Source organism: Ancylobacter oerskovii (assembly GCF_018390555.1).
Lineage (GTDB): Bacteria > Pseudomonadota > Alphaproteobacteria > Rhizobiales > Xanthobacteraceae > Ancylobacter > Ancylobacter oerskovii.
In genome coordinates, this window is sequence record NZ_JAHBGB010000015.1 from 1 (window position 1) to 24,910 (window position 24,910).

Here is a 24,910-nt window from a genome sequence, read left to right on the forward strand (position 1 = left end):
GCTGATGTTCAGGATCACAATGTGCCCCGCCCGCATTAAAATGACCTCATCGCCCATTCCGTTGCGGACCCCAAATTCGTACAGAAGAATGTGTGCAGCGCAAGATACATGCAATCCGCCGCCAAGGCGACCCGGGACTGCACAATGAAAATCGTCCTTTTCGTCCATTGCTACTTCCCGGGCCATTTCTATGGCACGGAAAGCTATACACGCGTGGTGGCCAGAAACCTCCGGGAGTTGGGGCATACCGTCAAGATCGTCACCGCAACATTCGCCGGAGAAACGGCGCAGACCGCCTTCATAGAGGAATATGAGTGGGAAGGTATCGGCGTTCTCCGCTTCGACCGCAACCGCATTCCGAACCGTGTGGTCCGCGACACCTACTACATGCCGGAACTTCGCGGGGTGCTGGAACGCATCCTACGGCGTGAAAAACCGGACGTGGTCCATGTCTGCCATCTCGTCAACCATACCACGGCGCTGCTGGAAGTCCTAGACAGCCTCGAGATACCCGCGGTCGGCACCTTCACCGACTTCTATGGCATCTGCTTCAACAACAAGCTGCAGGCCCACGACGATTCGCTCTGCCTCGGCCCCGACAAGCACCGGACGAACTGCCTCAACTGCTTCCTGAAGGAAGTCGCCGTGCAGGCGCCCGCGGGCTTCACCCGCTATGCCGGCCATCCCGCGCTGCGCCCCCTCTCGGCGCGCCTAGCGCGCCTTGCCGCGCCGGCCCTGAAGGCGGCCTGGCGGGAGGACGTCGAGGCGATCGTCGAGCGCCCCGCCATCCTCTCGCAGGCCTATGGCTCCTATGCCGCCGCCGTGGCCCCGACGCAGTTCCTGCACGACGCCTATCGCCGCAACGGCTATGACGGGCGCCTCGACATCAGCCGCTTCGGCATTGACATCGACCGGGCGCCGAAGCCGGAACGGGCGGACGATACGCTGCATTTCGGCTTCATCGGCCAGCTGGCGCGGCACAAGGGCGTGCACCTGCTCGTCGAGGCGCTGGGCGCCATTCCCCACGACAAGGCGCGACTGAGCATATGGGGCAACGAGCAGACCGATCCCGCCTATGCGCTCGAATTGCGCCGCAAGGCCGCCTGGCTGCCCGTGGAGTTCCGGGGCACCTTCCCCGTCGAGGACATGGCCCGGCACCTCGCCGAGATCGACGTGCTGGTCATTCCCTCGCTCTGGTACGAGAACAGCCCGCTGATCCTGCTCCAGGCGCTGGCGACCCATACGCCGGTGATCATCGCCGACGTCGCCGGCATGACCGAATTCGTCCCTCCCTTTGAATCCGGCGTATATTTTGCGAGAGGGAGCGCGCGCTCGCTCGCCGAGGCGATGGAGCATTTTGCCAAGGATCCGGCGTTGGCGCGTGCCATGAGCCAACGGATCGGCTACGAAAGGACCACGCGCCACATGGTCGACGACCTGCTGCGCATCTATGAGGAAGTCGCATGAAGGGATTCAGCTTTCAGGGTTTGAAAGCTGCGGTTCGGGCCCAGACGCTCGGCACGCTGCCGGTAGCGGCCGATTCTCCGGCCCCGCACGCCGCCAACTCCGGGATCAATGGCGATCTGGAGAAGTGGCTGCAGGCGAATCTCGCGGTCAAGACGCCCGCCGACCGGGCGCAGCTGGCGCCCTTCCCGCCCACCGAGCTGATGCACAACACCAGCGGGCTGAAGAGCAAGGAAGACTTCGCCCGCCACGGCATCGACCTGATGCGCGCCCTTGCCCGGGTCAGCCCGCGTCCGCCGGCGAAATTCGGCGACGTGCTCGATTTCGGCGTCGGCGTCGGGCGCCTTGCACGCCTGTTCCACGGCTACAACCATCGCTATGTCGGCGTGGACATCGACAGCCGGCACATCGGCTGGATCAAGTCCAGCCTGCCGCATGTCGAGGCCCACCACACCCGCCCGGCGGAGCCGCTGCCGCTTGCCGATCAAAGCTTTGACACAGTCGTCAGTATTTCTGTGTTCAGCCATCTCTGCGAGGCGGATCATCTGATCCACCTCGCCGATCTGGCACGGCTGGTGCGGCCCGGCGGCTACCTTTTCCTCTCCGTGCACGGCCAGCGGGCGCTGGCGCGTGCTTTGGAGGAGACGAAGATCGTCGATTTGCTCAGCATTCCGACATGGGACATCGAGCGCGCCCGCCGCGTCTTCGCCTGCGGCTCGGGCTACAGCTTCGTGGTCCAGGCCGGCCATCTGACCACGGACGAGCACCCCTATGGCATCACCTTCATCTCCGAGCGCTATATTCGCAGCGTCTGGAGCCGCTGGTTCGAGGTCGTCGGCGTGGCCTCGGGCGGCATTCACGATTTCCAGGATATCGTCGTGCTGAAGGCCGGCCATGACGCAAGCCGTTAAGCTCAAGAAGGGCCAGTTCGCGCCGGTCCCCGTTCCCAAGGGAACGAATGTGGCGGCCGAGGAGCCGGCACAGCGGAGCCTTCCGGCGCGGATTCTGGACTTCCTGCTGAAGAACCGGCTGCCGGCCGCGGCGATCCTGGGAGCGGTCTTCGTCTCGCTCGCCTATGCCGTCTACATATTCGGCATCTCGTCCAATCTCTACATGTCGGAAACCCGCTTCGCCATCCGCCAGGTGAAGGACGGCGGCGCTTCCGACCTGACCACCGATTCCACCGCCGGCTCGCCGGAACGCGCCGAGCTCAAGGCGTCGCAGCAGGCCGCCGCCCTCGCGAAGGGCGGCTCGGGCGGCGACGCCGATTTCGAGCAGAATCCGTTCGTCATCACCAATTTCCTCATGAGCCGCGCCTTCGTCCGCGAGCTGATGCAGCAGGGCTGGCTGCAAGCGCGCTTCGCGAGCCGCGCGGTGGACCCGCTGTCGCGCCTCGCCCCGGACGCCACGCTGGAGGAGGCCTGGCGCTTCTGGATCCGCCACGTCATGGCCGCGGTCGACCGGCGCGCCAACACGGTGGTCTTCCAGGTCTGGGCCTTCACGCCGGAGGATGCCAAGGCCACCGTCGAGATGATGATCAAGCGCAGCGAGGCGCTGATGAACGACATCGAGACGCGCGGGCGCCAGGACGCCCTCGACCGCGCCCGCATCGAGCTCGGCCGCGCCAACGAGGAATACGACAAGAAGCTCGATCAGATCAGCGACATGCGCCAGCTCCTGTCCACCGTCGACCCCAAGCAGGCGGCGAAGATGGCGCAAAGCTCCTATTTCCGCTTCGAGGCCCAGCGCATCATGATGGAGCGCGAGCTGCAGGTGCTGCAGACGGCCGAGAAAGCCAACTCGCCCGCGGCCAACACCTTGCGCCAGCGCGCGAAATCGATGGTCTCGGAAGTGGACCAGATCCACAACCACCTCGCCGGCTCCGAGGCCGACGTGAAGGCCGCCGTGAATGCCCTGGCCGCCTATGAGGAACTCGACATCAATCGCCGCTTTGCGCTGATGCGCGTGCAGATCGCGTCGCTGGCCGTGGAAAACGCCGAGATGCTGCTGCGCGAGCATTCCTATTTCATCTACACCTTCATCGCGCCGTCGCTGCCGACCCGGGCCATCCAGGCCTGGCGCACCCAGCAATGGGTGCTCGTGACCTTCCTCGCCTTCGTCACCGCCTTGGCGGTGGTCACGTTCGGCACATTGAGCCGCGACAGTCGCTATTGACGTTTGAGAGCTCTTACCGGGAGCGGGCAGCATGCTGTTCAGCATCGACGAAGACACCGGCACGCGTATCGTGGGCTGGATCATGCCGGACAACCCGTCGCACACGCCCAGCGTCACGGTGTTCGAAGGCAGCGAGAAGCTGGCGGAGGTCAAGGCCCGCATCGTCCGCCCGCTGCTGCGCGAGCAGGGCCTGCACGATACCGGGCTGTGCGGCTTCGTCGTCGACGAGGCGGCCGTCTCCGGCCTGGCGCGGCGCCACCAGATCGATGTCTTCGACGCCCACACCCAGACGCTCGTCTATCGGCGGCGCTACGGCACGCCGACGATCCAGCGCAAGCTGTTCCGCCTGGAGCCGCAGATCCTGCCGAATGTGCGGGTGAACCGGCTGTTCGATTCGCTGTTCCAGATGAGCTATCCGCGCATCGAATCGCTGCCGCCCGACACGATGCGCAGCATCATCGACATCGGCTTCAGCAACTCCATCTACCTCTCCGGCCGCATCTACCTCGCCGAATACGAGGTGTTCCTGCAGAAGAACGGCTTCGATGCCTGCACCTATGTCCGCGACCCGATGGAGGAGCTGGCGGAGCAGCTGCTGACGCTGGAATGGATCTCCCGCAACAGCGACGACACCGTCAAGCAGCTCGGCAATATCGGCCTGATGAGCCTCGTCGACGCGGTGAAGGGCAAGGAGCTCAAGGACGCCGACGATTTCGGGGCGTGGCTGCTGCATCTGTCGGCGGAGGACCGGCAGTTGCTGTCCAACCCCTTCACCCGCCTGCTGACCTGCCGCAACGCCGACGAGCCGCTGTCGGTCATCGCGGTGCCCAGCGCGCTCGACGTGCTGTCCGGCATGAAGGCGGTGCAGCTGCGCTCCAATCTGGAGCATTTCCTGCAGCTGGTCGGCGCCCAGCTCGAGCACGACCTCGGCACCTGGGAGCTTCCACCGCCCTCGCCGGGCGTCACCAAGCTCGCTGAGGGACTGCGCGACAAGGAAATGGCGCGCGAGCTGCTGTCGGCGGACCTCGAACTGTTCCGCGAGGTGTCCACCGCCGTCGACCGCACGGTGAACGCCATGCGGGACCGCGATTCGCAGATCGAGCCTCCCCCGGCCCAGGCGGCCATCGCCCAGGGCTGAGCCCGGCCGCCGGGCCGGCTTCAGCCTCACGCCGGCTCGGCCGGCCCGCCCCCCAGCATGGAGCCCGCCTCGGGGCGGCTGTCGCCGATCAGCCGGGCGATGGCGGTGATGTCCTCCTGGCCGCCGAGCCGGTCGCGGGCGGCGGACCAGAAGGCCAGCAACGCGTCGAGCGTCGGCGTTTCCGCTTCCGCCCGCCGGGCGAGGTCGGCGGCGATGGAGATGTCCTTGCAGAACAGCTCCAGCGTCTGGCCGAAATCATAAGTGCCGGTGAGCACATGGTTCGGCAGCTTCACCTGCGTGGCGTGGCTGGTGCCGGATCCCGCGCTCCACACCTTCAGCATCGTCGCCGGGTCGAGGCCGAACCGCTCGCCGACGATCAGCGCCTCGGTGGCGCTCCACAGCGTCGCCGCCGACAGATAATTGTTCAGCGCCTTGATGACGTGGCCGGAACCGACCGGCCCGACATGGATGACCTCGCCGCACATCCGGTCGAGCAGCGGCCGCACCCGCGCGAAGGCGTCCGGCGCACCGCCGACCATGGCGGTCAGCGTGCCCGCCCGCGCACGGGCCATGCCGCCACTCACCGGTGCATCGAGCACCGCCGTCCCCCGCCCGGCCAGATCCCCGGCCAGGGCGATGGTGCTCGACGGCGCCGCCGTCGACATGTCGATCACGACCTCCCGCGTCCGGGCCGTGCAGGCGCCGCCCGGTCCCAGCAGCGCGTCGCGGACGTGCCGGTCGGTCGGCAGCATGGTGATGACCACCGCGCCCGGCAGGTCGGCCGCCCGTGTCGCCGCCGGGAGGCCGCGGGCGCGGAAGGGCGCCAGCGCCTCCTCGGCAAGATCGACGACGGCGAGCGGCACGCCGCCATCGGCGAGATGTTCCGCCATGAGGCCGCCCATGCGGCCGGCCCCGATGAAAAGCACGCTGTCCATGGTCATGACCTCCCGGCCGGCGCCCGGCCCGCGGCTCAATGGGCGCGCGCCGCCAGCGAGATCGCCATGGTGGTGACGGCGTTCTTCGCCTCGGTCTCGTCGGACAGGCCGGCTACGCGCCGCGAGAATTCCCGCAGCAGGGTGACGGATTCGGCGTCGAGCGCGGCGATGGTGCGGGCGAACTCGATGGCGCGCCGGAGCGCCGCGCCGCGCGGCACCACCTCGGTGACGATGCCGATCTCCTTGGCCTCGGCGGCGCCGAAATGCCGGCTGGTGAGCGCCAGCTCGAACGCCTTCTTGAAGGGCACGAACCTGGCGAAATAGGACAGCACGATCAGCGGCGGCAGCCCGTGCGACATTTCCGGCAGCGCGAACACCGCATCCTCGGCGGCAATCGCGATGTCGCACTGGGTGGTGAAGCCGCAGCCGAAGCCGAGCGCCTTGCCCTCCACCGCCGCGACGAATGGCACCGGCGAGCGGCGCAGCCGGTTGTTCACCTCCAGGATCAGGCCGAGATCGTCGCGCACATCGGCGGCGGAGGTCAGGCCCCGCTTGCCGACGCGGCCGGCGCAGAAATGCTCGCCCTCGCCCGACAGCACCACCGCCCGCAGGCCGGGCATGGCCAGCACCTCGTCCAGCGTGGTGGCGAATTCGGCGAGCTGGGCCGAGGAAAGATGATTGCCGTCGGCGGTGCGGGTGAACGCGACGCCATAGATGCCGTCGCCATGGGATTCGATCTTCATGCCACTCTCCTTGGAACCGGTCGCCGCGATGCCCGCCCGCCACCTGTCCAGGACGGTCGAGATTCCGGCTTGTAATATTGTACGACGATAATACGCTAGCCTCGTCGAAACGCGCGGCCAGCGATCCCTGCGCGACGTGATCAACCGCCGGAGGAACCGCCCATGCCCGTGATCGACCTGAACGGCGAGCGTCTCGGCTATGACCGTGCCGGCTCCGGCGAGAAGCTCCTGCTCATCCACAGCCTCGGCACCGCCGCCTGGCTGTGGCGCGAGCAGATCCGCCGCTGGTCGGCCCGCTTCGACGTCATCGCCGTCGATGCGCGCGGCCATGGCCGCTCCAGCCGCGAGGGCGGTTTCACCGTCCGCAACGTCGCCGCCGACCTCGCCGCGCTGCTGGATGCCTTCGGCGGCACGCCGGCGCGGGTGGTGGCGATCTCCATGGGCGGCCCGATCGCCGCGCATCTCGTCGATCTCGCGCCGCATCTCGTCTCGCGCCTCGTCGTCGCCGGCAGCTTCGCCACCCAGGGCGAGGCCGGCGCCACGCGCGCGGCGACCATCGAGAAGACCATCCGCGAGGGCTCGATGGAGGCCTATGCCCGCTTCTATGCCGGCGACACGCTGGTGGAGGACGGCGATCCCGCCCATGTCGCGGAACTCGTCGCCTCCATCGCCGGCATGGCGGCCGATGCCTATGTCGAGGCCGCGACGTCGGTGTTCACCGCCGACGTGGTCGATCTCTACAAGGCGGTGAAGGTGCCCACCCGCGTGGTGGTCGGCACCCGCGACAACCGCACGCCGCCCAAGCTGTCGCAGGAGATCGCCGCGCTGATTCCCGGCGCCGGCTATGTGGAGATCGAGGGCGCCCGCCACCTGTCCAATCTCGACCGGCCGGACGGCTTCCATGCCGCCGTCGATCCGTTCCTGCTGGCCGATTGAATGGGTCTCCCTCCGGCCGGTTCTTCCCTCGGCATCGGCCCGATCGGCCAGGAAAGCGCGCCGCTGCGCCGCAAGCTCACCGCGACGCTGCGGCGGCTGGTCGAGACCGGCCGGCTCGCCGCCGGCCAGCGGCTGATCGAGAAGGATCTCTGCGCCGAGCTCGCGGTCAGCCGCACCGTGCTGCGCGAGGCGCTGCGCGAGCTCGAGGCCGACGGCCTGCTGGTGGCCGGGGCGCGCGGCCTGTCGGTCGCCGTGCTCAGCCGGGCGGAAGCGGAGAACATCTATGCGGTGCGCGCGGCGCTGGAAGCGCTGATCGCCCGGCAGTTCTGCCAGCGTGCCGACGAGGCGGCACGGACGGCGCTCGGCCTCGTCCACGTCGCTCTCCGCCACGCCTATGAGGCCGGCCCGCTCGGCGCTCTCCTCGACGCCAAGCTCGATTTCTACCGCACGCTCTGCGCCGGCGCCGCCAATCCGGTGGCGCGCGACCTGCTCGACCGGCTGAATGCCCGCATCAGCCTGCTGCGCGCCCGCTCGCTGGCCGATCCGGCCCGCAAGCGTGCCTCCCTCGCCGAGATCGACGACCTCGTCGACGCCTTGCGACGCCGCGACGGCGACGAGGCCGCCCTGTGCGCCGAGCGGCATGTCGCGGCGGCCGCGCGCGTCGCGCTCGGCTCCCCCGCTTCCGACCTGTCCAACCTCCCGGAGACACATCAATGACCGACGACCTGTTTGAGAAGGGCCTCGAGATCCGCCGTGCCGTGGTCGGCGCCGCCTATGTCGACAAGTCGCTGGCGGAGATGGACGAGTTCACCCGTCCGCTGCAGGAGCTGGTGACCAAATATTGCTGGGGCGAGGTCTGGGGCCGCGAGGGCCTGGCGCGCCGCGAGCGCTCCATCCTCAACATCGGCATGATCGCGGCCCTCAATCGCCCGCATGAACTCAAGCTCCATGTGCGCGGCGCCCTCAATAACGGGCTGTCGCGCGAGGAAATCCGCGAGCTGCTGCTGCAGGTCGCGATCTATTGCGGCGTGCCGGCCGCGCTCGACAGCTTCCGCGTCGCCCGCGAGGTGTTCGCGGAGGAGGACGCCAAGGCCGCCGCCGCGAAGGGATAGGCGACGGGCGGAGGCCGTTGAAACCGGAGGCCGTCATGGCCGGGCTCGTCCCGGCCATCCACGTCTCTCGCGCACCGGCCGGAAGGAAGGCGCGGAGGCCCGGGCCAAGCCCGGGCATGACGGGCGGTTGAAGGCCTGCCGCACCTCCCTCAGCTCTGGTCCTCCGGGATCACCCGGCCGTCGATGGTCATCGGCTCGCCGTCCAGTGACAGCGAATGGCCGCGCAGCGGGATGTCCATGTGGCAGGGCGTGTCGCGGGTGCCGCCGGCCTCGGTGTTGGGGCCGCTCGACCACAGGAAGTTGCCGTAGAAGGAGCGCGCATCCATGGAGAGCCCCGCCTCGCGGTCATAGAGGCCGAGCGTGGTCCAGTGGGCCTTCTTGTGAAGGCCCCAGCCGACATGCGCCATGGCATAGGCGTCCGGGTCGTTGAAGCTGTCCATGTAGCTGCGCATGTATTCCGCCTCGAAGCCGCCCTCGATGGCGCGGATCCAGCCGCCCTCGATGACGACGCGGATCGGCTCGCGGGCATAGCGCTTGAACGGCAGCAATATGTCGCCGGTGTCGATGACGATGACGCCCTCGCAGCTCCCCTCGTCCGGCCAGGTGGCGACGAAGCAGCTCGGCCAGTGGTCCCAGCCGCCCTTCTTGTCGACGAAGCCCTGCTGCTTCAGCACCGGATATTGCCCGATCGCGCAGCGGAAATCGGTGCCGGCCTTCGAGGTGACGGTCAGCGTCTTCGCCTTGGCGAGGCGGGCGGCGGCATTGGTGGCGCGGCGCGCATCGTCCAGCGTCGGCTTCATGCGCAGCATCACCTCCGGCGGCTCGCAGGCGAGCAGCATGCGGGCGCCGGTCTTCAGGATCTCCTCCTGCTCGGGGGAGAACAGCAGCATCATGGTGTCGATGACGAGGTCGGAATGCTTCATCGCCTCCAGCGCGGGGCGATTGCCCTTCAGCGCGGTGTGGCCGACATAGCCGGACTTGTCGCGCGACAGCGCCACGTCGCCATTGAGCGGCGGCAGATGCAGGATCGTCAGCACCCCGCCCAGCTGGCCGACCGCCGTGCGGGCGGTGGAAACCAGCTGCGGGTTGCTGTCGTCGCTGACGAGCAGCGAGACCTGCTCGCCGGGAGTGAGCCTGGAAAGCGTCAGCACGTCCTTCCAGGCGTCGATGAGCGCGAGATCGCTGATGGCCATGATCGTCTTCCCTTCGGGGAATGCTGTGGAATGTTCAGGCCGTCGCTTTCAGCGCGTCCTCGATGAAGGCAGCAGCGGCAAGGGTATGGGCGTCCTCGCCGATGCGCCCGACGACCTGCACCCCGACCGGCAGCCCATTGGGCCCGAAGCCCGCCGGCACCGACAGCGCCGGGGCATGCAGCAGCGTCCAGGGCTTGTTGAACACCGGGTCGCCGGTGGCCCCCAGCCCGGCCGGCGCCTCGCCCGGCGCCGCCGGGGTGAGCAGCACGTCGCAGCCGCCGAGCAGTTCCTCGACGAGCACGTCCCGGTGCTTCAGTGCCGCGAGCGCGGCGTCATATTGCTCGCGCGTGGCCTTCGCCAGCGTCTCGATGAAGCCGAGGGTGATCGGCGAGATGCGCGCGCCCAGCACCCGGCGCTCATAGGCGAGCATGTGCGGCGTCTCCCAGCCCATCACCGCGTCGAACCACGCATAGAGCCGCTCGAAGCTGTCCGGCACCGGCAGCTCGCGCACCGTGCCGCCGGCCGCCTCGATGGCGGCGGCGGTGCGTTCCAGCGCCGCGCGGGTGGCCGGCTCGGCGCTGTCCCAGCGCGAGGTGCGGAACAGGCCGACCCGGAGCGGCCCGGCGATCGCCCCTTCCGCCAGCGCCGGCCGCTCGGCCAGCGCCGCGGTGACGAAGGCGGCGTCGCGCACGTCGCGGGTGATGACGCCGACATGGTCGAGGCTTTCCGAGAGCGGCTTCACCCCGGCGCGGTTGAGCGTGCCGAAGCTCGGCTTGTAGCCGACCACCCCGCAAAAGCTCGCCGGGCGCACCACCGAGCCCGCCGTCTGGGTGCCGAAGGCGACCTGCGCCATGCCGGCGGCCACCGCGGCGCAGGAGCCGCTCGACGAGCCGCCCGGCGTGTGCGCGGGGTTGTGCGGGTTGCGGGTCTTGCCGGGGCTCGACATGGCGAATTCGGTCGAGACGGTCTTGCCGAGCACCACCCCGCCCAGCTGGCGGGTCAGCGCCACGATCGGCGCGTCCCAGGCCGGGCGATAGCCGTCATAGACTGGCGAGCCGTAGCCGGTCGGCATGTCCACCGTGTCGATCACGTCCTTGACGCCGAAGGTGACGCCGGCCAGCGGCCCGCCCGCATTCGCCAGCGCCTCGGCCAAGGCGCGGTCGCGGTCGAAATGGGCGAAGGCCTGCACCTGCGGCTCCCTGGCGGCGATCCGCTCGGCAAAGGCGGCCACCACCGCCTCGGCGGTCAGCGTGTTGCCGGCGACCCGCGCGGCGGTCTCGCGTGCCGACAGGTCGGCCAGGGAAGAGGGTGTCGCGTCCATCAGTGACCTCGGCTGAGCAAAGGTGGGCGCCGGCCGAACCAGGGACGGGCGCGTTCGAGCTGTCCGGCCAGCTGGAACAGCATCCCGTCCCGGCCGAACCCCGCCCCGAAATGGGCGCCGACCGGCAGCCCTCCCGCCGACATGCCGAGCGGCACGCTCATGGCCGGGCAGCCCGAGGCGTTGAAGGCGCAGGTGAACGGCGCATGCGTCCAGAAGGCGTCGTAGAAGGCGTCGAGGCTCTTGCCCGCCCCGGCCAGCGCGCCCAGCGGCGGCGGCAGCTCGGCGGCGGTGGGCGAGAGCAGCACGTCGTAGCGCTGGAAGAAGCGCCCGAGCGCGCGGGCGGTCTGGTGCAGCTGGTTCACCGCGCCGAGATAGGCGGTGGCGGGCAGCGCCCGCGCCTCGCGCACCCATTCGGCGTTGACCGGCTCGATGGCGGAGAGCGGGTCGGCGAGCCCGAGCGCCCGCCCGCGCATCTCCACCGCCGGCGTGATGTTGACGCCGACGATGATGCGCCAGGCCGCCTTCAGCGCCTCAGCGTCGTAGCCGGCCTCGCAGATCTCCACCGTGTGGCCGAGTTCCTCGCAGAGCCGCGCCGTCTCCTCCGCCACCCTCCGGCATTCGGGATCGACCGGCGTGCCCAGCGGCGAATCCGGGGTGAAGCCGATGCGCAGCGGCGGCGGGTCGCGCTCCAGCTGCGAGAGGTAGCTCTGCGCGCCGACCGGCGAGAGATAGGGGTCGCCGACATCCGGCCCGCCGCTGGCGTCGAGCAGGGCGGCATTGTCGCGCACGCTGCGGCTGGCGGCGTGCGGGGTCGACATGCCGGCGATGGCTTCCACCACAACCGGTCCGAGCGGATTGACCATGCGGCTCGGCTTGAAGCCGAACAGGCCGCAATGCGAGGCCGGCAGGCGGGTGGAGCCGGCGCCGTCGGAGGTGTTGGCCAGCGGCACGTAGCCGGCGGCGATGGCGGCGGTGGAGCCGCCCGAGGAGCCGCCGGGGCTGCGCGCCTCGTCCCACGGGTTGCGCGTCGGGCCGAAGGCGTCCGGCTCGGTGGTGAAGCTCAGCGCGAATTCCGGGGTGTTGGTCTTGGCGATGATGACCAGCCCGGCCGCCTTGTAGCGCGCCACCAGTGTGGAATCGCGCGGCGAGACCACGTCGCGGAACAGGTTCGAGCCGGTGGAGAGGATGGTGCCCTCCATCTCGAAGCCGGTGTTCTTGAGCAGGAAGGGCACGCCGGTGAACGGCCCGTCCGGCAGGCCGGCGGCGATCGCCTGCCGTCCCTTCTCCTCGAAGCGGTGCACCAGTGCGTGCAGGCGCGGTTCATGCGCCTCGATGCGCGAGATCGCCGCGTCGAGCAGTTCATCCGGCGTCACCTCGCCGGCGCGTACCAGCGCCGCGAGGCCGGTGGCGTCATGCGCCTCGTAATCGGCGAAGCCGGCATGGCAGGGCGTGTCGGCGTCGGCGCTCATGCCACGGCCTCGATCTGGCGCTGGAAGGCGGCGGGATCCCAATAGTCGCGGGTGCCGGCGACGGCACCGTCGGCCAGCTCGAACACATGCACGCCGCCGAGCGTGATCGGCAGGCCGCGGGTCGGCTTGCCCTTCAGGTCGACGGCGAGCGTGCCGGTCAGCGTATAGACCACGGCGACGTTGGGGCCGGCGTCGATCCGCTCGCGCGGCTGCCAATGCGCCTCGGCCAGAAAGCCGAAGAAGCGGTCGAGCCCGGCGGCCAGCGCCTCGCGCCCCTGCCGGCGGGCGCCGTTGTGCGCCTCCTCGTGCCAGCCATCCTCCCGATAGAGAGCGGCCGCCGCGGCGGCGTCATGGAGGTTATAGGCGGCGTAGAAGGCGTCGACGGGATCGGATGACATGAGCGCGCCTCCGAGGGAGCCGCCGGATGGCGGCGCGGAACGGGCGGGAACGGAACCGGCCGCGAGCGGCGGCCGGCCGGGAAAGAAAGCCGGGCCACCACCGGCGGCCCGACGCGAAGGCCGGGCGCTCAGGGCATGCCGGCGAGGGTCTTCACCTGCGCGATGAAGGCGTCGCGCTTCACCTCGTTGTAGAGACGCTCGCGCAGGCGCGGCGCCGGCGAGGCGTTGACGTTCTCGAACAGGGCGACACGACCCGCCAGCGACGAGGACGTCATGTCCCAGATGAAGTTCATCAGCAGTTCCTTCACCTCGGCGCTGACGCCCTTGCCGGGCAGCAGGTCCTGCAGGTGGTGGCCGATCTCCGGGTTGTCGAAGGCCGCCTTGCCGAAGCGCATGACGAGGCCCTGGCCGCACAGTTCCTGCAGGATGTGGATGATGCGCGGATATTCCTCGATGGAGTAGAGCCGGCCGGCGGTGAGCATGCCGACATCGGGGGCCATCACCTCGCCCTCGGTGGGCTTGGCCAGCGCCTCGGCGGCGGTAACGAAGGCGCGCAGCGTCTGGGCGTACTGGATGATCTCGCCCAGCATGCCCTGCACCGCCGGGATGTTCGAGGTGCCGAGCACGTCCAGCACCAGCTGGCCGGCGCCCACGAACAGCTCCGCCTTCACGGTGAGGCGGGTGAGCACGTGCCAGTGGGCGAACACGCAGACCGGCCCGTAATAGGACATGGCCGTGGGGTCGCCGAGGTTGAAGATGCGGTCGGTCGGCACGAACACGTTGTCGAAGATGATCAGCTGGTCGGCTTCCTCGCCGAGCCGAGCCACCGGATGGTCGAACGGGTCGGCGCCGGGATGCGAGACCATCTCGCGGGAGATCAGCTTGATGCCGTCGGCGTTGATCGGCACCGACGCCCAGATGCAGGCCTCGGCCGGGGTCTCGCGGATGCCGCCGAGATTGGTGAAGAAGATCTCGTTGGCCTGCGCGGAGATCGAGCCCACCGTCTTGGCGCCGGAGACGCGGATGCCGCCCTTCTCGACGCTCTTCACCTTGAGCAGCGAGGCCTCGGCGCCCTTGGGCGAGGAGCGGTCGTTCTGCGGGCCGGTCAGGCTTTCGGAGGCGGTGAGGTTGTTGTCGCGGCCATAGGCGACGTACGCCTCGATATTCTCCGCGAAATCGGGCGAACAGCCCTCGATCAGCGACTTCTTGGCCTTGAAGGTCGGCAGATAGGCGAGCAGGCCCACCGCGATGGCGGGGGCGAGGTCCGGCGGACGGCCGAAGGTGCCGGCGGTCTTGAGGCTGGTGTACTCGATCATCTTGCGACGATCGGCGAGGTCTTCCTTGGTGCGCGGCACCTGCCAGGAACGGCTCGCCACCGCGCCGCTCTCGTCGACATAGGTGGTGGCTTCAGCGAATTCCGGCTTGAACTGGTCGTCGAACATCGAGGCGATGAGGTCGACGCCGGCCGACAGCGCCGGATCGTCGAACACCTTGGCGATGCGCTTGCCGCCGACCCACAGGGCGCGGCCGTCGTCCAGCGACGCCTTGAACTCCTCACCGGTCTTGAGCTTGTGGCCGGCCGGAAGCTCGTCCTGGAGTCCCCGCTTCGCCGTCTGCGCGTTCATCGTCCGCTCTCCTCTGAAGGACCCGCTTCCCGGACGCATTTCTTGGTCGATCTCGTCGCACTCTTGGCGAGGCGGCATGCCGCGGGCGAACCGCTGCATGGCCCCGTACCGGGCTCGGGCGAGAGCAATCCAACCATTGAACCGCAGAAATGGTCAAGCCCCTTCCGGGCATCATTTATCTGCACAAAATTAGATCAAATGCTCGTATTTTGAAATATTATTACGCATATTGCGCTGCAATATGGCGAATATTCTCGTTTCTGCTCATGAAACAGGAGTATGAGGCGGATTAAAAATTGAGCAAATTTTACTGACAGCCAGAAAACGTCCCTTGCCTCCCGACCATAACCGGCACCGATTCGCTTGACCAAAAGTTACGGTTCTGGCTTTTTGGTTGAGAACGACGGACACCCCAGCGCGGCGAGCTTCATCGCGGGAGAAGTCGGCATGCCCTGCCCCGAAATGCCCTGCCCCGGACCAGGACCCGACCGATCATTCGCCCTGGCGCCGGCGACAGTCCAGCGCCTGGCTCTCGCCGCCCGACGAACAGACGAGCTCGATGGGCGGCTCGGCCGTCTCGGCGCGACGGAGGAGGCCGATCTCGCTGCGGGTCGAGACGTCGGCGCCGGCATAGCCGCACCACAGGCGCTGGACCGGCATGCGATCCTGTGTCTCGTTGAGCAGGAAGACCTCGCCGGTGGCGGGCTTCGACCAGAGCTTCGCCTCCAGGCGCCGCCACGGCGCGACGGAGCCGATGCGGGCGGAATACCAATGCGCGATGGCCGCCGAGCAGGCGATCGGACGGCGGCTCTCGTTCACCACCCGAAAGGGAACGCCGACCAGCCCCTCCGTGCCGCGCTCGACCACCATCGCCTCTTCCGCCTTGGCGGGGCCGGCGCAGACAGACAAGACAAAACAAAAGACGACAAAAACCTTCGCCATCTACAATAAGCCTCCAACTATCTAGCGTTTTGATAGTATAAATAATCCGATCATGGAATATAAATTTCCATATGGGTGACAAAGAGGGCCTTCCATGAGAAAAATCATCCTGCACAGCATGGCACTGGCACTGCTGGGCGCGGCGTCGTTCGCGCAGGCGGCCGATGTGAAGTCGATCGCGATACTGACCCCCGAGCCCGGCACCGACTATGGCTGGAACCAGCAGGGCATCGACGCCGCCAAGGCCGCCGGCAAGGCGGCGGGCGTCGAGGTGCTGGTGGCCGACAATCTTGGCTATGGCGACGTGCGCCCCACCCTGCGCGAGATGGCGCAGGACGGCGCCGGGCTGCTGATCGCCCATGCCAGCGGCTACAACACCTCCGCCCCGGAGATCGGCGAGGAGATGAAGGTGCCGGTCGCCATCGTCGACCGTCCCGACGCCAAGAAGGCCGGCGCGGTCGCCGACTACACCGCCAGCGGCCATGAAGGCGCCTATCTCGCCGGCCGCCTCGCCGCCAAGATGAGCAAGACCGGCACGGTGGGCATCGTGGTGTCCGGCGAGCCGCCGTCGTGGAACTCGCAGTCCTCCGCCTTCGCGGAAGGCGCCAAGGCCGAGAAGCCCGGCATCGCCGTGCGCTACGCGGTGATCGGCCCGGCGGCCTATTCCGACGCCGCGGGCGGCAAGCGCGTCACCGAGGCGCTGATCGCGGCGGGCGCCGACATCATCTTCGGCCAGGGCAACGGCTCGTCCTTCGGCATGCTGCAGGCGGTGGAGACCAACAAGGCCACCAATGGCGGCAAGGTCTATTTCATCGACGTGATCGGCGACAAGACCGCCATCGACAAGGGCAACCTGCTCTCCTCGGTGGTGTGGAACCTCGAGCCGGTCTATGCGGCGATGATCGCCGATCTCAAGGCCGGCACCTACGGCTCGCGCAACTACGACATCAACCTCAAGGACGGTTCGGTGAAGCTGCTCAAGAGCAAGCACATCCCCGACGACGTCTGGGCGCAGATCGAGGCGCTGAAGAAGGATATCGTCGACGGCAAGATCAAGGTGAGCGCGCATTACGACGCCGACACCGTGCACAAGCTGGTCACCCAGCTGCAGTGACGAGGGAGGCGGCCGGCCCCGAAAAGCCGGCCGCGTCCACGAGCCACCTCGTCCCGAGGGGCGCGCGATGGCGAGCCTCGAAGGGAGCTCGCCTCGCGCGCCCGGACGAACATCCTTCGAGGCCCGGCGGACGCCGGGCACCTCGGGACGAGGGTGATCGGGAGATGCGGCCTCCGAGGTCGGGCCCGGAAGGACCCGCCATCCCCGGCGACGGCCTTTCGATCACTCCTTCGCCGGCGGCCGATGCGGCCGGCCCTTGCTCCGCCGCCTTGCTCCCGCTCCTCATCGGGAGCAAGGCGGCAGCGAGAGGGAAACGGAACCACCGATGACCCAGACACCCAACGCCGCGCCCATGCCTCCCCACCCGATCGTCGCGCTCGATCAGGTGACCAAGCGCTTTCCCGGCGTGGTGGCGAATGACCGCGTCTCCTTCGAGCTGTGGCCCGGCGAGGTGCATGTGCTGCTCGGCGAGAACGGCGCCGGCAAGTCGACGCTGGTCGGCATGCTCTCCGGCCTGCAATTGCCCGACGAGGGCGGCGTGCTCGTCGAGGGACGCGAGGTGCGCATCGCCTCGCCCGCCCGCGCGCTGGAACTCGGCATCGGCACGGTGTTCCAGCACTCCATGCTGGTGCCCTCGCTCAGCGTCGTCGACAACATGGCGCTGGGCGGCCCCTGGTGGTCGCGGCCGGACCGCGCCGGCGTCGCCCGCCGCATGGCCGCCGTCTGCGCCGAGATCGGCGTCGCCATCGATCCCGAGGCGCGGGTCGGGTCGCTCTCCCTCGGCGAGCAGCAGCAGGTGGAGATCGTGCGGGCGCTGATGCGCGGCTCGCGCGTGCTGATCCTCGACGAGGCCACCGCCATGCTGACGCCGAAGGGCGCGGAGGACCTCGGCGCGCTGATGGGCCGGCTGACCAGGCTCGGCATCGCCGTGGTGTTCATCACCCACAAGCTCAACGAGGCGCTCGCCTTCGGCCACCGCATCACCGTGCTGCGCCTCGGCCGCAAGGTCGGCGAGATCGCGCCGGAGCGACTCGTCGCGCTCGGCCCCGCCGCCGCCACGGCGGAGATCGTCCGCCTGATGTTCGGCACCCATGCCGGCACCGAGGCCGCCGGCGGACCGCCCCGCGCCCGGCCGGCGGGCGCGCCGCTGCTGGACATCGAAGGGCTCGCGGTCGACGATGCCTCGGTACCGGTCGCCGGCATCGACCTTTCCGTCGCGCCGGGCGAGATCGTCGGCCTCGCCGGCATCGACGGCAACGGCCAGAAGCAGTTCGCCGAGGCGCTGGCCGGCCAGCGCCGCCTCGCCGCCGGCCGCATCCGCCTCGGCGGCGAGGCCATCGAGCGGCTCGATGTCGGCGGGCGGCGCGAGCGCGGCCTGCGCTACGTCACCGACGACCGGCTCGGCGAAGGCACGGTCGGCTCCTTTCCCATCTCGCTCAACCTGCTGCTCAAGCAGGTCGGCGAGGCGCCGTTCTGGCGGCACGGCATCGAGCAGCCCGAGGCGATCGCCACCCATGCGCGGCGGCTGGTCGGCGAATATGACGTGCGCACGCCGGGCATCGAGACCGCCATCGGCAAACTGTCCGGCGGCAACATCCAGAAGGCGCTGCTGGCGCGCGAGCTCTCCGGGCAGGCGCGGGCGGTGATCTTCGCCAAGCCGACCTACGGCCTCGACGTGCAGAACATCCGCGCCACCCGCCAGCGCATCCGCGAGGCGGCCGATCGCGGCCTGGCGGTGATCCTGATCTCCACCGACCTCGAAGAGGTGCTCGAGCTTTCCGACCGCGTGGCGGTCATGTCGCGCGGGCGCATCGTCGGGGTGGTCGACAACAATGCCGAGGCCCGCAGCCGGGTCGGCGAACTGATGAGCGGCGTGACGGCATGAGCGACACCACACGGATCGGCGGCGACGTCCTCCCCGCCCGGCGCAACGGCGCCCGGCGCGAGCGGGCCCGCCTCGTCGCCATGGCGCTCCTGCCGGTACTGGGCGCCATCGTGCTGTCCGGCCTCGTGCTGCTGGCGCTGGGCGTCAACCCGGTCAGCTATTACGGCTATGTGCTCGATCGCGGGCTGCTCAATCCCTACGGCCTGCAGGCGACGCTGACCCGCACGGGCCCGTTGCTGCTGATCGCGGCGGGGCTCATCGTCGCCTTCCGGGCCGGCATCTGGAATCTCGGCGGCGACGGCCAGTTCCTGCTCGCGGCGGTCATCGTCGCCGCGCTCGGCCCGCTGCTGGCGCCGGCGCTGCCGGTGTGGCTGGTGCTGCTGGCCGGCCTCGCCGTCGGGGCGCTGGTGGGCGCCGCGTGGTCGGTGCTGCCGGCGCTGCTGAAGGCCTATCAGGGCGTCAACGAGATCATCACCACGCTGATGATGACCTTCCTCGGCGTCTCCTTCGCCAATGTGCTGGTGAAGCTCGCCTTCCGCGACCCGGCCACCACCGTGCCGCAGACCCGCACCCTCGCCGTCGCCGATCGCTTGCCGCGGCTGTTCGACACCACCGTGTCGAGTGGGCTCCTCATCGGCCTCGTCGCCATCGTGGCGGTGCATCTCCTCATGACCCGCACCGCCTTCGGGCTGAAGCTCAGGATCGTCGGCGCCAATCCGCGCGCCGCCATCCATGCCGGCCTCAACGTGCCGCTGCTGACCATGGCCACCTTCGCCATCTCGGCGGGGCTGGCCGGCCTCGCCGGGGCGGTGGAGATCATGGGCGTGCAGGGCAATGTGCGGGCCGACTGGAATCCGGCCTACAGCCTCACCGTGGTGCCGCTGGTGTTCCTCGCCCGGTTCAACGGCTTCGCCTCCATCGCCTTCGTGTTCCTGTTCTCGGTGCTGTCGATCGGCGGCGAGAGCGCGGCCCGGCGCACCGGCGTGCCCAACTTCTTCACCCTGGTGGTGGTGGCGATCCTTCTGATCATGCTCGGTATCACCGAATATCTCGACCAGCGCCGCCGCGCGGCCGGCAAGTAAGGGGGCGCTCATGTCCGGGCTGTTCACCGAAGCCTTCCTCACCTCGCTGGTGCTCGGCGCCCTGACCGCCGGCCTGCCCCTGATGCTGGCCGGGCTGGGCGAGCAGATCTCCGAGAAGGCCGGCGTGCTCAATATCGGCATCGAGGGGATGATGCTGTTCGGCGCCTATCTGGGCTTCCTCGTCGCCTACGCCACCGGCTCGGTATGGCTGGGCTTCCTCGGCGGCGGGCTGGGCGGTATGCTCGTGGCGGCGCCGATGGCGCTGTTCTGCATCCGCATGGGGCTCAGCCAGATCGTCATCGGCATCGCGCTGACGCTGGGGGCCGAGGGCCTCACGGCGCTGCTGCATCATTTCCAGTTCGCGCAGAGCTATCCGCGCCTGCCGGCGGTGGAGACGCTGGCCATTCCCGGCCTGTCGGCGATCCCGGTGATCGGGCCGGCGCTGTTCGACCGGCCGCCCATCGTCTATCTCGCGGTGCTGGCGGTGGCGGCCACCGCCTATGTGTTCCGCTCCACCCAGCTCGGCCTCGCACTGCAGGCGGCCGGCGACAAGCCAGCGGCGCTCGACGCGGCCGGCGTCGACGTGGTGCGGGTGCGGACCTTCGCGGTGTTCAGCACCGGCTTTCTCGCCGGGATCGGCGGCGCCTTCATGTCGCAGGTCGGCGCCGGCATCTTCGTGCCGTTCATGACCAACGGCGCCGGCTTCATCGGCATCGTGCTGGCCATGCAGGCGCGCGGCCGGCCGCTCTGGGTGCTCGCCGGCGCGCTGCTGTTCGGCGCCTGCCTGTCGGCCACCACCGCGCTGCAGGTCGCGGGCGTGAGCATCCCGACCGACGTGATCCAGATGCTGCCCTTCGCGGCGGTGCTGATGGTGCTGGTGCTGTTCGGCCGCCGCGCCAGCCTGCCGCCGGCGCTCGGCACCCATTATGTGCGGGGCGCGCGATGACCGCGCCCCTCGCCTCACCCGGCGTCGATCGCCTCCAGCGCCGCCGCGATCCCGGCGCCGACATCGACGCGATGGCCGAGGCCGGCCAGCGCCCCGCCCAGCGCGGTCAGCGCCACCACGGCGTGGAGCGGCTGGGCGGTGGGGCCCATATGGCCGATGCGGGTCAGCCTGCCGAGCGTCTCGCCGCGGCCGGAGGACAGCACGACGCCGTAGCGGGCGCGGATCTCCGCCCGGAGCTGCGCCTCGTCGATGCCGTCCGGGGTCCGCACCGCGGTGCAGGTGGGCGAGGCGAACCCCTCCTCCGCCGGCCAGATCGCCAGCCCCATGGCCTTCAGCCCCGCCCGGCAGGCGCGGGCGGTGAGCGCGTGGCGCGCCCACACTTTTTCCGGCCCCTCAGTGAGATAGAGGTCGATGGCGGCTTCCAGCCCGTTGATCTCCGCGACCGAGGGGGTGAAGGGGAACGGCTTGTCGGCGCGCCAGGCGTCCTCCCAGTCGAGGATCGACAGGATGGAGGCGCGGGGAGCCTGCGGGTTCGCCTTCATCTTCGCCCAGGCGCGGTCGGATATGCCGAGGATGGACAGGCCCGGCGGGCAGCCGAGGCATTTGTTCGGGCCGGTGACCAGGAAGTCGATGGCCGCCGATCGCGCATCGACCGGCATGCCGCCGAAGGACGAGACGGCATCGACCAGGAACAGCGCGCCGTGGCGGCGCACCACCGCGCCGATCTCGGCGACCGGGTTGACGGTACCGGAGGGAGTATCGTGGTGGCAGGCCGCGACGAGGGTGACGTCCGGCCGTTCCGCCAGCACGCGGGCGACATCGGCCGGATCGATCACCCGATCATACGGTACCGCCAGCTCGACGATCTCCGCCCCCGAACGCGCCGCCCACCCCTCGAAACCCTTGGCATAGACCCCGGAAACGAGGTTCAGCACCACGTCGCCGCGACCGATCAGCGAGGCGGCGGCCGCCTCCAGCCCGAGCACCGGCTCGCCATGCAGGATGACCGGCATGGTCTCCGCCTGGACCACGGTCGCGAGCTTTTCGGTAACCCGTTGATAGGTCGCTTGAAAAGCCGGATCGTAATCGTAGAGCACCGTGCTGGCGAGGCCGCGGAGGACCGCGGGATAGGCATCGACGGGGCCGGTGGTGAGGGTGAAGACCGGCAGATCGGATGGGGCGTAGCGCATGATGTCGCTCTGTGTCGGTGGCGGGACCGCTGGGAATCCGGCCGGTCGGGAAAGGCGCCTCCCAACCAAAAAATGACCGAATTTTCTCTAATGGTTCGAGATTGGCACCATCCGGCCATCGGGGCAACTGCCTTTGCGCAGATGTCGAGCGGAGAGGAAAATCGCTGCGCTCTCAACGATTCCCGGCTTTCCAACGGGTATCCCGCTGACCCGCCCGGGGGCCTGCCGGCGACGTCTGCCTCGCGTCGGTACCGATTGGGTCTCGACCAGATGGCAACCAATATTGTAACTGGGCGGCCCCGCTCGTACATTCGGCGGCAGGGCCTGCAACCGCCGCGCGATCGAAGCGCCGCGCCGCGGGTTCCAACACGAGAACGGATATGACCTCGATGGACGCGATGGCGGACAAGACCCGGCGCAAGACGCGCAGGCCATCCGAGGCCCGGAGCCGCTCGGCCACCGCCGGCCGCGAAGCCGCCGGCATCGAGGATCTGGTGGAGGTGCTCCGCGGCATCGTCGCCCGCACCGGCAGCATGCCGCCGGAGCGGGTCGTGGCCGAGGAGCTGAACGTCAAGCGCCACACGCTGCGCCGGGCGCTCGGCGTGCTGCGCGCCCGTGGGGAGCTCGAGCCGGCCCGGGCCGGCCGCCGCGCCTCGACCTCTTCCGGCCTCGACAGCAGCCGAAACCTGATCAACTCCACCAATCCGCTGGAGGTGATGGAACTCCGCCTGATGCTGGAACCGGCGCTCGCGCGGCTCGCGGCGCTGCGGGCGAGCCCGGTGGAGATCGACCGCATCCTTCGCGCGGCGACGACCGATCCCGACGCCGACCCTATCGGTGCCGACATGGTGTTCCACAAGGCCATTGCCGCCGGGGCGCGCAACGCCCTCGCCTCTGAGCTCTACGTGCTGCTGCACCGGGTCGCCAGCGACGGCCGGCTGCGCTTCACCGACAGCGACGCCACCCTGCTGCCCGAGCGGGTGAAGATGCGCGACGCCGAGCATCGGCAGATCGCCGAGGCGATCGCCGCCCGCGACCCGGAAGCCGCCGAGCGGACCATGTGGCAGCATCTCGCCACGCTGCAGCAGAAGATCATGGGGCGCCTGGCGCCCGGCGGGCTGCCCTAGCCCCTGTCCGCGCCTCGCAGCCACCACGACAGCACCGCCGCGGAGCCGATCCGCGGCGGTACCGCTCCCCCTTTGCCCGCCGCCTTGCAGAGACGAATGCGATGAAATCCTTCGACGTGCTGATCATCGGCGCCGGCTCGGCCGGCAGCGTCCTCGCCGCCCGCCTGTCCGAGAACCCCGACCTTGAGGTCGGGCTGCTCGAGGCCGGCGAACTGCCGAGCGATCCCGACATCGCCATTCCGCAGAAATGGCCGAGCCTGCAGGATCGTCCCTATGACTGGGCCTATCGCACCGTCCCGCAGCCGGGGACGGCGGGGCGGGTGCACCCCTGGCCGCGCGGGCGCATCGTCGGCGGGTCGAGCTGCCTGCACGCCATGGCCCATGTGCGTGGCCATGCCGGCGATTTCGCCGCCTGGGCCACAGCCACCGGCGACGAGCGCTGGTCCCATGAAGGATTGCTGCCCGGCTTCCGTCGCAGCGAGAGTTTCTCGGGCGGCTCCAGCCCCGTCCATGGCGGCGAGGGACCTCTTCCCGTCTATCTGCCCGGCGAGGAACTGAGCCCGGTGGTGCAGGCCTATATGGCCGCCGGCCTCGCGCGGGGGATACCGGCGATCGGCGAGCACAATGGCGGCCCGCTCAACGGCGTCGCGCCGAATTCGCTGACCATTCGCGACGGCAAGCGGGTGAGTGCCGCCGACGCCTATCTCACGCCGGCTCTCGCCCGCCCCAACCTCCATCTGATCACCGGCGTGAAGGTGCACCGATTGATCCTCGACGGCGATCGGGTGACCGGGGTGCTGGCGGAAATCGACGGCCAGCCGCAACGGCTGTTCGCCGAACGCCTGTGCCTCTGCGCCGGCGCCGTCGCCTCGCCCTTGCTGCTGATGCGCTCCGGCATCGGGCCAGCCGAGGCGCTCAAGGCCGCCGGCATCGCCTGCCTCGCCGATCGCGCCGAGATCGGCGGCAACCTGCACGATCACCTGCTCACCGCCGGCAATGTCTACCGGGCCCGGCGCGAGGTGCCGCCCTCGCGGCTCCAGCATTCCGAATCGCTGATGTATCTCAATGCCGAGGATCCGACGCGGCCGGACGGCCCGCCGGATGTCGTGCTGGGCTGCGTGGCGGCGCCGACGGTCTCGGAAGGCTTCACGGCACCGCCCTACGGATCCGCCTATACGATCCTGTCCGGCGTCACCCATCCCACCAGCCGCGGCCGCCTCACCGTCACCGGGCCGGATCTCGAGGCGCCGCCGCGCATCGATCCCGCCTATCTGTCGACCGACCATGACCGCCGGCTCGCCCGGCGGGCGCTCGAACTCGCGCGGGAGATCGGCCACAGCCCGGCGCTGGACGATTGGCGGGCCGAGGAGATCTTTCCCGGTCCCGACCGGCACGGCGCGGCAGCGCTGGACGCCTTCATCGCCCGCGCGGCCATCACCCACCACCATCCGGTCGGCACCTGCCGCATGGGGGCGGACGCGGACAGCGTGGTGGATGCCGCGCTCAAGCTGCGCGGCTTTGACGGCCTCTCCATCGTCGATGCCTCGGTCATTCCCGCCATCACCTCCGGCCCGATACATGCGGCGATCCTCGCCATCGCCGAAACCTTCGCGGCCAGTTTTGGCGGGATCGAGGATCGGTAGACACATACAATATTGACATTGTACGGCAACAATCCTATCTGGTGTTCATCGCCGGATGGAGAGTGTCATGTCCGATGTGCAGTGGCCGCCCTTGTCGCCGTTCAAGACCGGAGTGCACGGGCGCTGCCCGCGTTGCGGCCAGGGACACCTGTTCGAGGGCTTCCTGAAGCTGAAGCCGCACTGCGAGGTCTGCGGGCTGGATTATTCCTATGCCGACCCGGCGGATGGACCGGCCTTCTTCGTCATGATGTTCCTTTGCGTGCCGGCGGTGATCTTCGGCCTGTGGCTGGAGATCGCCTATTCGCCCGCCTGGTGGGTGCATCTCGCCACCAGCCTGCCGCTGATCCTGCTCACCTGCGTGCCGCCCCTGCGCCCGCTGAAGGGCTGGCTGGTCGCCGCGCAGTATTTCTACAAGGCGGAGGAAGGGCGGCTGGTGCGGCCGCAGGAGGCCGAGCGTCCCGCGTGACGCCGC

The 24,910-nt window shown here is 69.2% G+C and carries 23 protein-coding genes; 14 read left to right on the forward strand and 9 right to left on the reverse strand.

Features of this window, described 5'->3' with window-relative positions; all coding sequences use genetic code 11:
• Positions 1-144 precede the first annotated feature (144 nt).
• The 4 genes from KHC19_RS08210 to KHC19_RS08225 are packed head-to-tail and all read left to right on the forward strand — an operon-like array spanning position 145 to position 4,777.
• Entirely contained in the window at positions 145-1,467 is a 1,323-nt protein-coding gene (locus KHC19_RS08210; protein ID WP_213351877.1) for a glycosyltransferase family 4 protein, read from the forward strand.
• Complete coding sequence (locus tag KHC19_RS08215; protein ID WP_213351878.1) at positions 1,464-2,375, forward strand: class I SAM-dependent methyltransferase; 912 nt, start codon at positions 1,464-1,466, stop codon at positions 2,373-2,375. The genes KHC19_RS08210 and KHC19_RS08215 overlap by 4 nt, the downstream gene beginning before the upstream one ends.
• The gene (locus tag KHC19_RS08220) at positions 2,359-3,639 is read left to right on the forward strand and encodes a KpsE/RkpR family capsule polysaccharide export protein (protein WP_213351879.1); all 1,281 of its coding nucleotides are present in this window, start codon (positions 2,359-2,361) and stop codon (positions 3,637-3,639) included. The genes KHC19_RS08215 and KHC19_RS08220 overlap by 17 nt, the downstream gene beginning before the upstream one ends.
• A gap of 31 nt (positions 3,640-3,670) precedes the next feature.
• Positions 3,671-4,777 (forward strand): hypothetical protein, encoded by a 1,107-nt coding sequence (locus KHC19_RS08225; RefSeq protein ID WP_213351880.1) that lies wholly within the window; start codon positions 3,671-3,673, stop codon positions 4,775-4,777.
• A gap of 26 nt (positions 4,778-4,803) precedes the next feature.
• Here KHC19_RS08225 and KHC19_RS08230 read toward each other — a convergent pair whose 3' ends face one another.
• Together KHC19_RS08230 and KHC19_RS08235 are read right to left on the reverse strand one after the other, a co-directional pair.
• Positions 4,804-5,712, reverse strand: a complete 909-nt coding sequence (locus tag KHC19_RS08230) for an NAD(P)-dependent oxidoreductase (RefSeq protein ID WP_213351881.1) — start codon at positions 5,710-5,712, stop codon at positions 4,804-4,806.
• A 35-nt stretch (positions 5,713-5,747) separates the two neighbouring features.
• Positions 5,748-6,455 (reverse strand): enoyl-CoA hydratase/isomerase family protein, encoded by a 708-nt coding sequence (locus KHC19_RS08235; RefSeq protein ID WP_213351882.1) that lies wholly within the window; start codon positions 6,453-6,455, stop codon positions 5,748-5,750.
• Between the two features lie 162 nt (positions 6,456-6,617).
• Here KHC19_RS08235 and KHC19_RS08240 point away from each other — a divergent pair, with 162 nt between their 5' ends.
• The 3 genes from KHC19_RS08240 to pcaC are packed head-to-tail and all read left to right on the forward strand — an operon-like array spanning position 6,618 to position 8,503.
• A complete protein-coding gene (locus tag KHC19_RS08240) occupies positions 6,618-7,391 on the forward strand; it encodes an alpha/beta fold hydrolase (protein ID WP_213351883.1) in 774 nt (257 codons plus the stop codon).
• Positions 7,392-8,108, forward strand: coding sequence for a GntR family transcriptional regulator (locus tag KHC19_RS08245; protein ID WP_213351884.1), 717 nt, complete (start codon positions 7,392-7,394; stop codon positions 8,106-8,108).
• The gene (pcaC, locus tag KHC19_RS08250) at positions 8,105-8,503 is read left to right on the forward strand and encodes a 4-carboxymuconolactone decarboxylase (protein WP_213351885.1); all 399 of its coding nucleotides are present in this window, start codon (positions 8,105-8,107) and stop codon (positions 8,501-8,503) included. The genes KHC19_RS08245 and pcaC overlap by 4 nt, the downstream gene beginning before the upstream one ends.
• Positions 8,504-8,652: 149 nt before the next feature.
• Here pcaC and KHC19_RS08255 read toward each other — a convergent pair whose 3' ends face one another.
• The 6 genes from KHC19_RS08255 to KHC19_RS08280 all read right to left on the reverse strand — a co-directional run bounded on the left by KHC19_RS08255 (position 8,653) and on the right by KHC19_RS08280 (position 15,451).
• The gene (locus tag KHC19_RS08255) at positions 8,653-9,696 is read right to left on the reverse strand and encodes a 2,5-dihydroxypyridine 5,6-dioxygenase NicX family protein (RefSeq protein ID WP_213351886.1); all 1,044 of its coding nucleotides are present in this window, start codon (positions 9,694-9,696) and stop codon (positions 8,653-8,655) included.
• 34 nt (positions 9,697-9,730) lie between these two features.
• Positions 9,731-11,017: an amidase gene (locus KHC19_RS08260; RefSeq protein WP_213351887.1), complete on the reverse strand. Its 1,287-nt coding sequence runs from the start codon at positions 11,015-11,017 to the stop codon at positions 9,731-9,733.
• Positions 11,017-12,486 (reverse strand): amidase, encoded by a 1,470-nt coding sequence (locus tag KHC19_RS08265; protein WP_213351888.1) that lies wholly within the window; start codon positions 12,484-12,486, stop codon positions 11,017-11,019. Before KHC19_RS08265 ends, KHC19_RS08260 begins: the two co-directional genes overlap by 1 nt.
• A complete protein-coding gene (locus KHC19_RS08270; RefSeq protein ID WP_213351889.1) occupies positions 12,483-12,884 on the reverse strand; it encodes a nuclear transport factor 2 family protein in 402 nt (133 codons plus the stop codon). The genes KHC19_RS08265 and KHC19_RS08270 overlap by 4 nt, the downstream gene beginning before the upstream one ends.
• 128 nt (positions 12,885-13,012) lie before the next feature.
• Positions 13,013-14,509 carry a 4-hydroxyphenylacetate 3-hydroxylase N-terminal domain-containing protein gene (locus KHC19_RS08275; RefSeq protein WP_213351890.1) on the reverse strand — a complete coding sequence of 499 codons (1,497 nt, stop codon included), beginning with the start codon at positions 14,507-14,509 and terminating at the stop codon, positions 13,013-13,015.
• Between the two features lie 492 nt (positions 14,510-15,001).
• Positions 15,002-15,451 carry a hypothetical protein gene (locus KHC19_RS08280; protein ID WP_213351891.1) on the reverse strand — a complete coding sequence of 150 codons (450 nt, stop codon included), beginning with the start codon at positions 15,449-15,451 and terminating at the stop codon, positions 15,002-15,004.
• Positions 15,452-15,545: 94 nt separating this feature from the next.
• Here KHC19_RS08280 and KHC19_RS08285 point away from each other — a divergent pair, with 94 nt between their 5' ends.
• The 4 genes from KHC19_RS08285 to KHC19_RS08300 all read left to right on the forward strand — a co-directional run bounded on the left by KHC19_RS08285 (position 15,546) and on the right by KHC19_RS08300 (position 20,478).
• On the forward strand, positions 15,546-16,565 hold the full coding sequence (locus tag KHC19_RS08285) for a putative B6 ABC transporter substrate-binding protein (protein ID WP_213351892.1): 1,020 nt from the start codon (positions 15,546-15,548) through the stop codon (positions 16,563-16,565).
• Between the two features lie 325 nt (positions 16,566-16,890).
• On the forward strand, positions 16,891-18,450 hold the full coding sequence (locus KHC19_RS08290) for a putative B6 ABC transporter ATP-binding protein (RefSeq protein WP_213351893.1): 1,560 nt from the start codon (positions 16,891-16,893) through the stop codon (positions 18,448-18,450).
• On the forward strand, positions 18,447-19,532 hold the full coding sequence (locus tag KHC19_RS08295) for a putative B6 ABC transporter permease subunit 2 (RefSeq protein WP_213351894.1): 1,086 nt from the start codon (positions 18,447-18,449) through the stop codon (positions 19,530-19,532). The genes KHC19_RS08290 and KHC19_RS08295 overlap by 4 nt, the downstream gene beginning before the upstream one ends.
• A gap of 10 nt (positions 19,533-19,542) precedes the next feature.
• Positions 19,543-20,478, forward strand: a complete 936-nt coding sequence (locus tag KHC19_RS08300) for a putative B6 ABC transporter permease subunit 1 (protein WP_213351895.1) — start codon at positions 19,543-19,545, stop codon at positions 20,476-20,478.
• A 14-nt stretch (positions 20,479-20,492) separates the two neighbouring features.
• Here the strand turns inward: KHC19_RS08300 and ppaT are convergent, their stop codons facing one another.
• Positions 20,493-21,668 (reverse strand): pyridoxamine--pyruvate transaminase, encoded by a 1,176-nt coding sequence (gene ppaT, locus KHC19_RS08305; RefSeq protein ID WP_213351896.1) that lies wholly within the window; start codon positions 21,666-21,668, stop codon positions 20,493-20,495.
• Positions 21,669-22,048: 380 nt separating this feature from the next.
• Here ppaT and KHC19_RS08310 point away from each other — a divergent pair, with 380 nt between their 5' ends.
• The 3 genes from KHC19_RS08310 (at position 22,049) to KHC19_RS08320 (ending at position 24,904) form a co-directional block, all read left to right on the forward strand.
• Positions 22,049-22,795, forward strand: a complete 747-nt coding sequence (locus KHC19_RS08310; protein ID WP_246548502.1) for a FadR/GntR family transcriptional regulator — start codon at positions 22,049-22,051, stop codon at positions 22,793-22,795.
• A 101-nt stretch (positions 22,796-22,896) separates the two neighbouring features.
• The gene (locus KHC19_RS08315; protein WP_213351897.1) at positions 22,897-24,438 is read left to right on the forward strand and encodes a GMC family oxidoreductase; all 1,542 of its coding nucleotides are present in this window, start codon (positions 22,897-22,899) and stop codon (positions 24,436-24,438) included.
• A 67-nt stretch (positions 24,439-24,505) separates the two neighbouring features.
• On the forward strand, positions 24,506-24,904 hold the full coding sequence (locus KHC19_RS08320) for a DUF983 domain-containing protein (protein WP_213351898.1): 399 nt from the start codon (positions 24,506-24,508) through the stop codon (positions 24,902-24,904).
• Positions 24,905-24,910 lie beyond the last annotated feature (6 nt).

Bases quoted from the DNA above. Each gene is read 5' to 3' on its own strand.
- KHC19_RS08210 (WP_213351877.1), top strand. From the start codon at position 145: ATGAAAATCGTCCTTTTCGTCCATTGCTACTTCCCGGGCCATTTCTAT.
- KHC19_RS08215 (WP_213351878.1), top strand. From the start codon at position 1,464: ATGAAGGGATTCAGCTTTCAGGGTTTGAAAGCTGCGGTTCGGGCCCAG.
- KHC19_RS08220 (WP_213351879.1), top strand. From the start codon at position 2,359: ATGACGCAAGCCGTTAAGCTCAAGAAGGGCCAGTTCGCGCCGGTCCCC.
- KHC19_RS08225 (WP_213351880.1), top strand. From the start codon at position 3,671: ATGCTGTTCAGCATCGACGAAGACACCGGCACGCGTATCGTGGGCTGG.
- KHC19_RS08230 (WP_213351881.1), bottom strand. From the start codon at position 5,712: ATGGACAGCGTGCTTTTCATCGGGGCCGGCCGCATGGGCGGCCTCATG.
- KHC19_RS08235 (WP_213351882.1), bottom strand. From the start codon at position 6,455: ATGAAGATCGAATCCCATGGCGACGGCATCTATGGCGTCGCGTTCACC.
- KHC19_RS08240 (WP_213351883.1), top strand. From the start codon at position 6,618: ATGCCCGTGATCGACCTGAACGGCGAGCGTCTCGGCTATGACCGTGCC.
- KHC19_RS08245 (WP_213351884.1), top strand. From the start codon at position 7,392: ATGGGTCTCCCTCCGGCCGGTTCTTCCCTCGGCATCGGCCCGATCGGC.
- pcaC (WP_213351885.1), top strand. From the start codon at position 8,105: ATGACCGACGACCTGTTTGAGAAGGGCCTCGAGATCCGCCGTGCCGTG.
- KHC19_RS08255 (WP_213351886.1), bottom strand. From the start codon at position 9,696: ATGGCCATCAGCGATCTCGCGCTCATCGACGCCTGGAAGGACGTGCTG.
- KHC19_RS08260 (WP_213351887.1), bottom strand. From the start codon at position 11,017: ATGGACGCGACACCCTCTTCCCTGGCCGACCTGTCGGCACGCGAGACC.
- KHC19_RS08265 (WP_213351888.1), bottom strand. From the start codon at position 12,486: ATGAGCGCCGACGCCGACACGCCCTGCCATGCCGGCTTCGCCGATTAC.
- KHC19_RS08270 (WP_213351889.1), bottom strand. From the start codon at position 12,884: ATGTCATCCGATCCCGTCGACGCCTTCTACGCCGCCTATAACCTCCAT.
- KHC19_RS08275 (WP_213351890.1), bottom strand. From the start codon at position 14,509: ATGAACGCGCAGACGGCGAAGCGGGGACTCCAGGACGAGCTTCCGGCC.
- KHC19_RS08280 (WP_213351891.1), bottom strand. From the start codon at position 15,451: ATGGCGAAGGTTTTTGTCGTCTTTTGTTTTGTCTTGTCTGTCTGCGCC.
- KHC19_RS08285 (WP_213351892.1), top strand. From the start codon at position 15,546: ATGAGAAAAATCATCCTGCACAGCATGGCACTGGCACTGCTGGGCGCG.
- KHC19_RS08290 (WP_213351893.1), top strand. From the start codon at position 16,891: ATGACCCAGACACCCAACGCCGCGCCCATGCCTCCCCACCCGATCGTC.
- KHC19_RS08295 (WP_213351894.1), top strand. From the start codon at position 18,447: ATGAGCGACACCACACGGATCGGCGGCGACGTCCTCCCCGCCCGGCGC.
- KHC19_RS08300 (WP_213351895.1), top strand. From the start codon at position 19,543: ATGTCCGGGCTGTTCACCGAAGCCTTCCTCACCTCGCTGGTGCTCGGC.
- ppaT (WP_213351896.1), bottom strand. From the start codon at position 21,668: ATGCGCTACGCCCCATCCGATCTGCCGGTCTTCACCCTCACCACCGGC.
- KHC19_RS08310 (WP_246548502.1), top strand. From the start codon at position 22,049: ATGACCTCGATGGACGCGATGGCGGACAAGACCCGGCGCAAGACGCGC.
- KHC19_RS08315 (WP_213351897.1), top strand. From the start codon at position 22,897: ATGAAATCCTTCGACGTGCTGATCATCGGCGCCGGCTCGGCCGGCAGC.
- KHC19_RS08320 (WP_213351898.1), top strand. From the start codon at position 24,506: ATGTCCGATGTGCAGTGGCCGCCCTTGTCGCCGTTCAAGACCGGAGTG.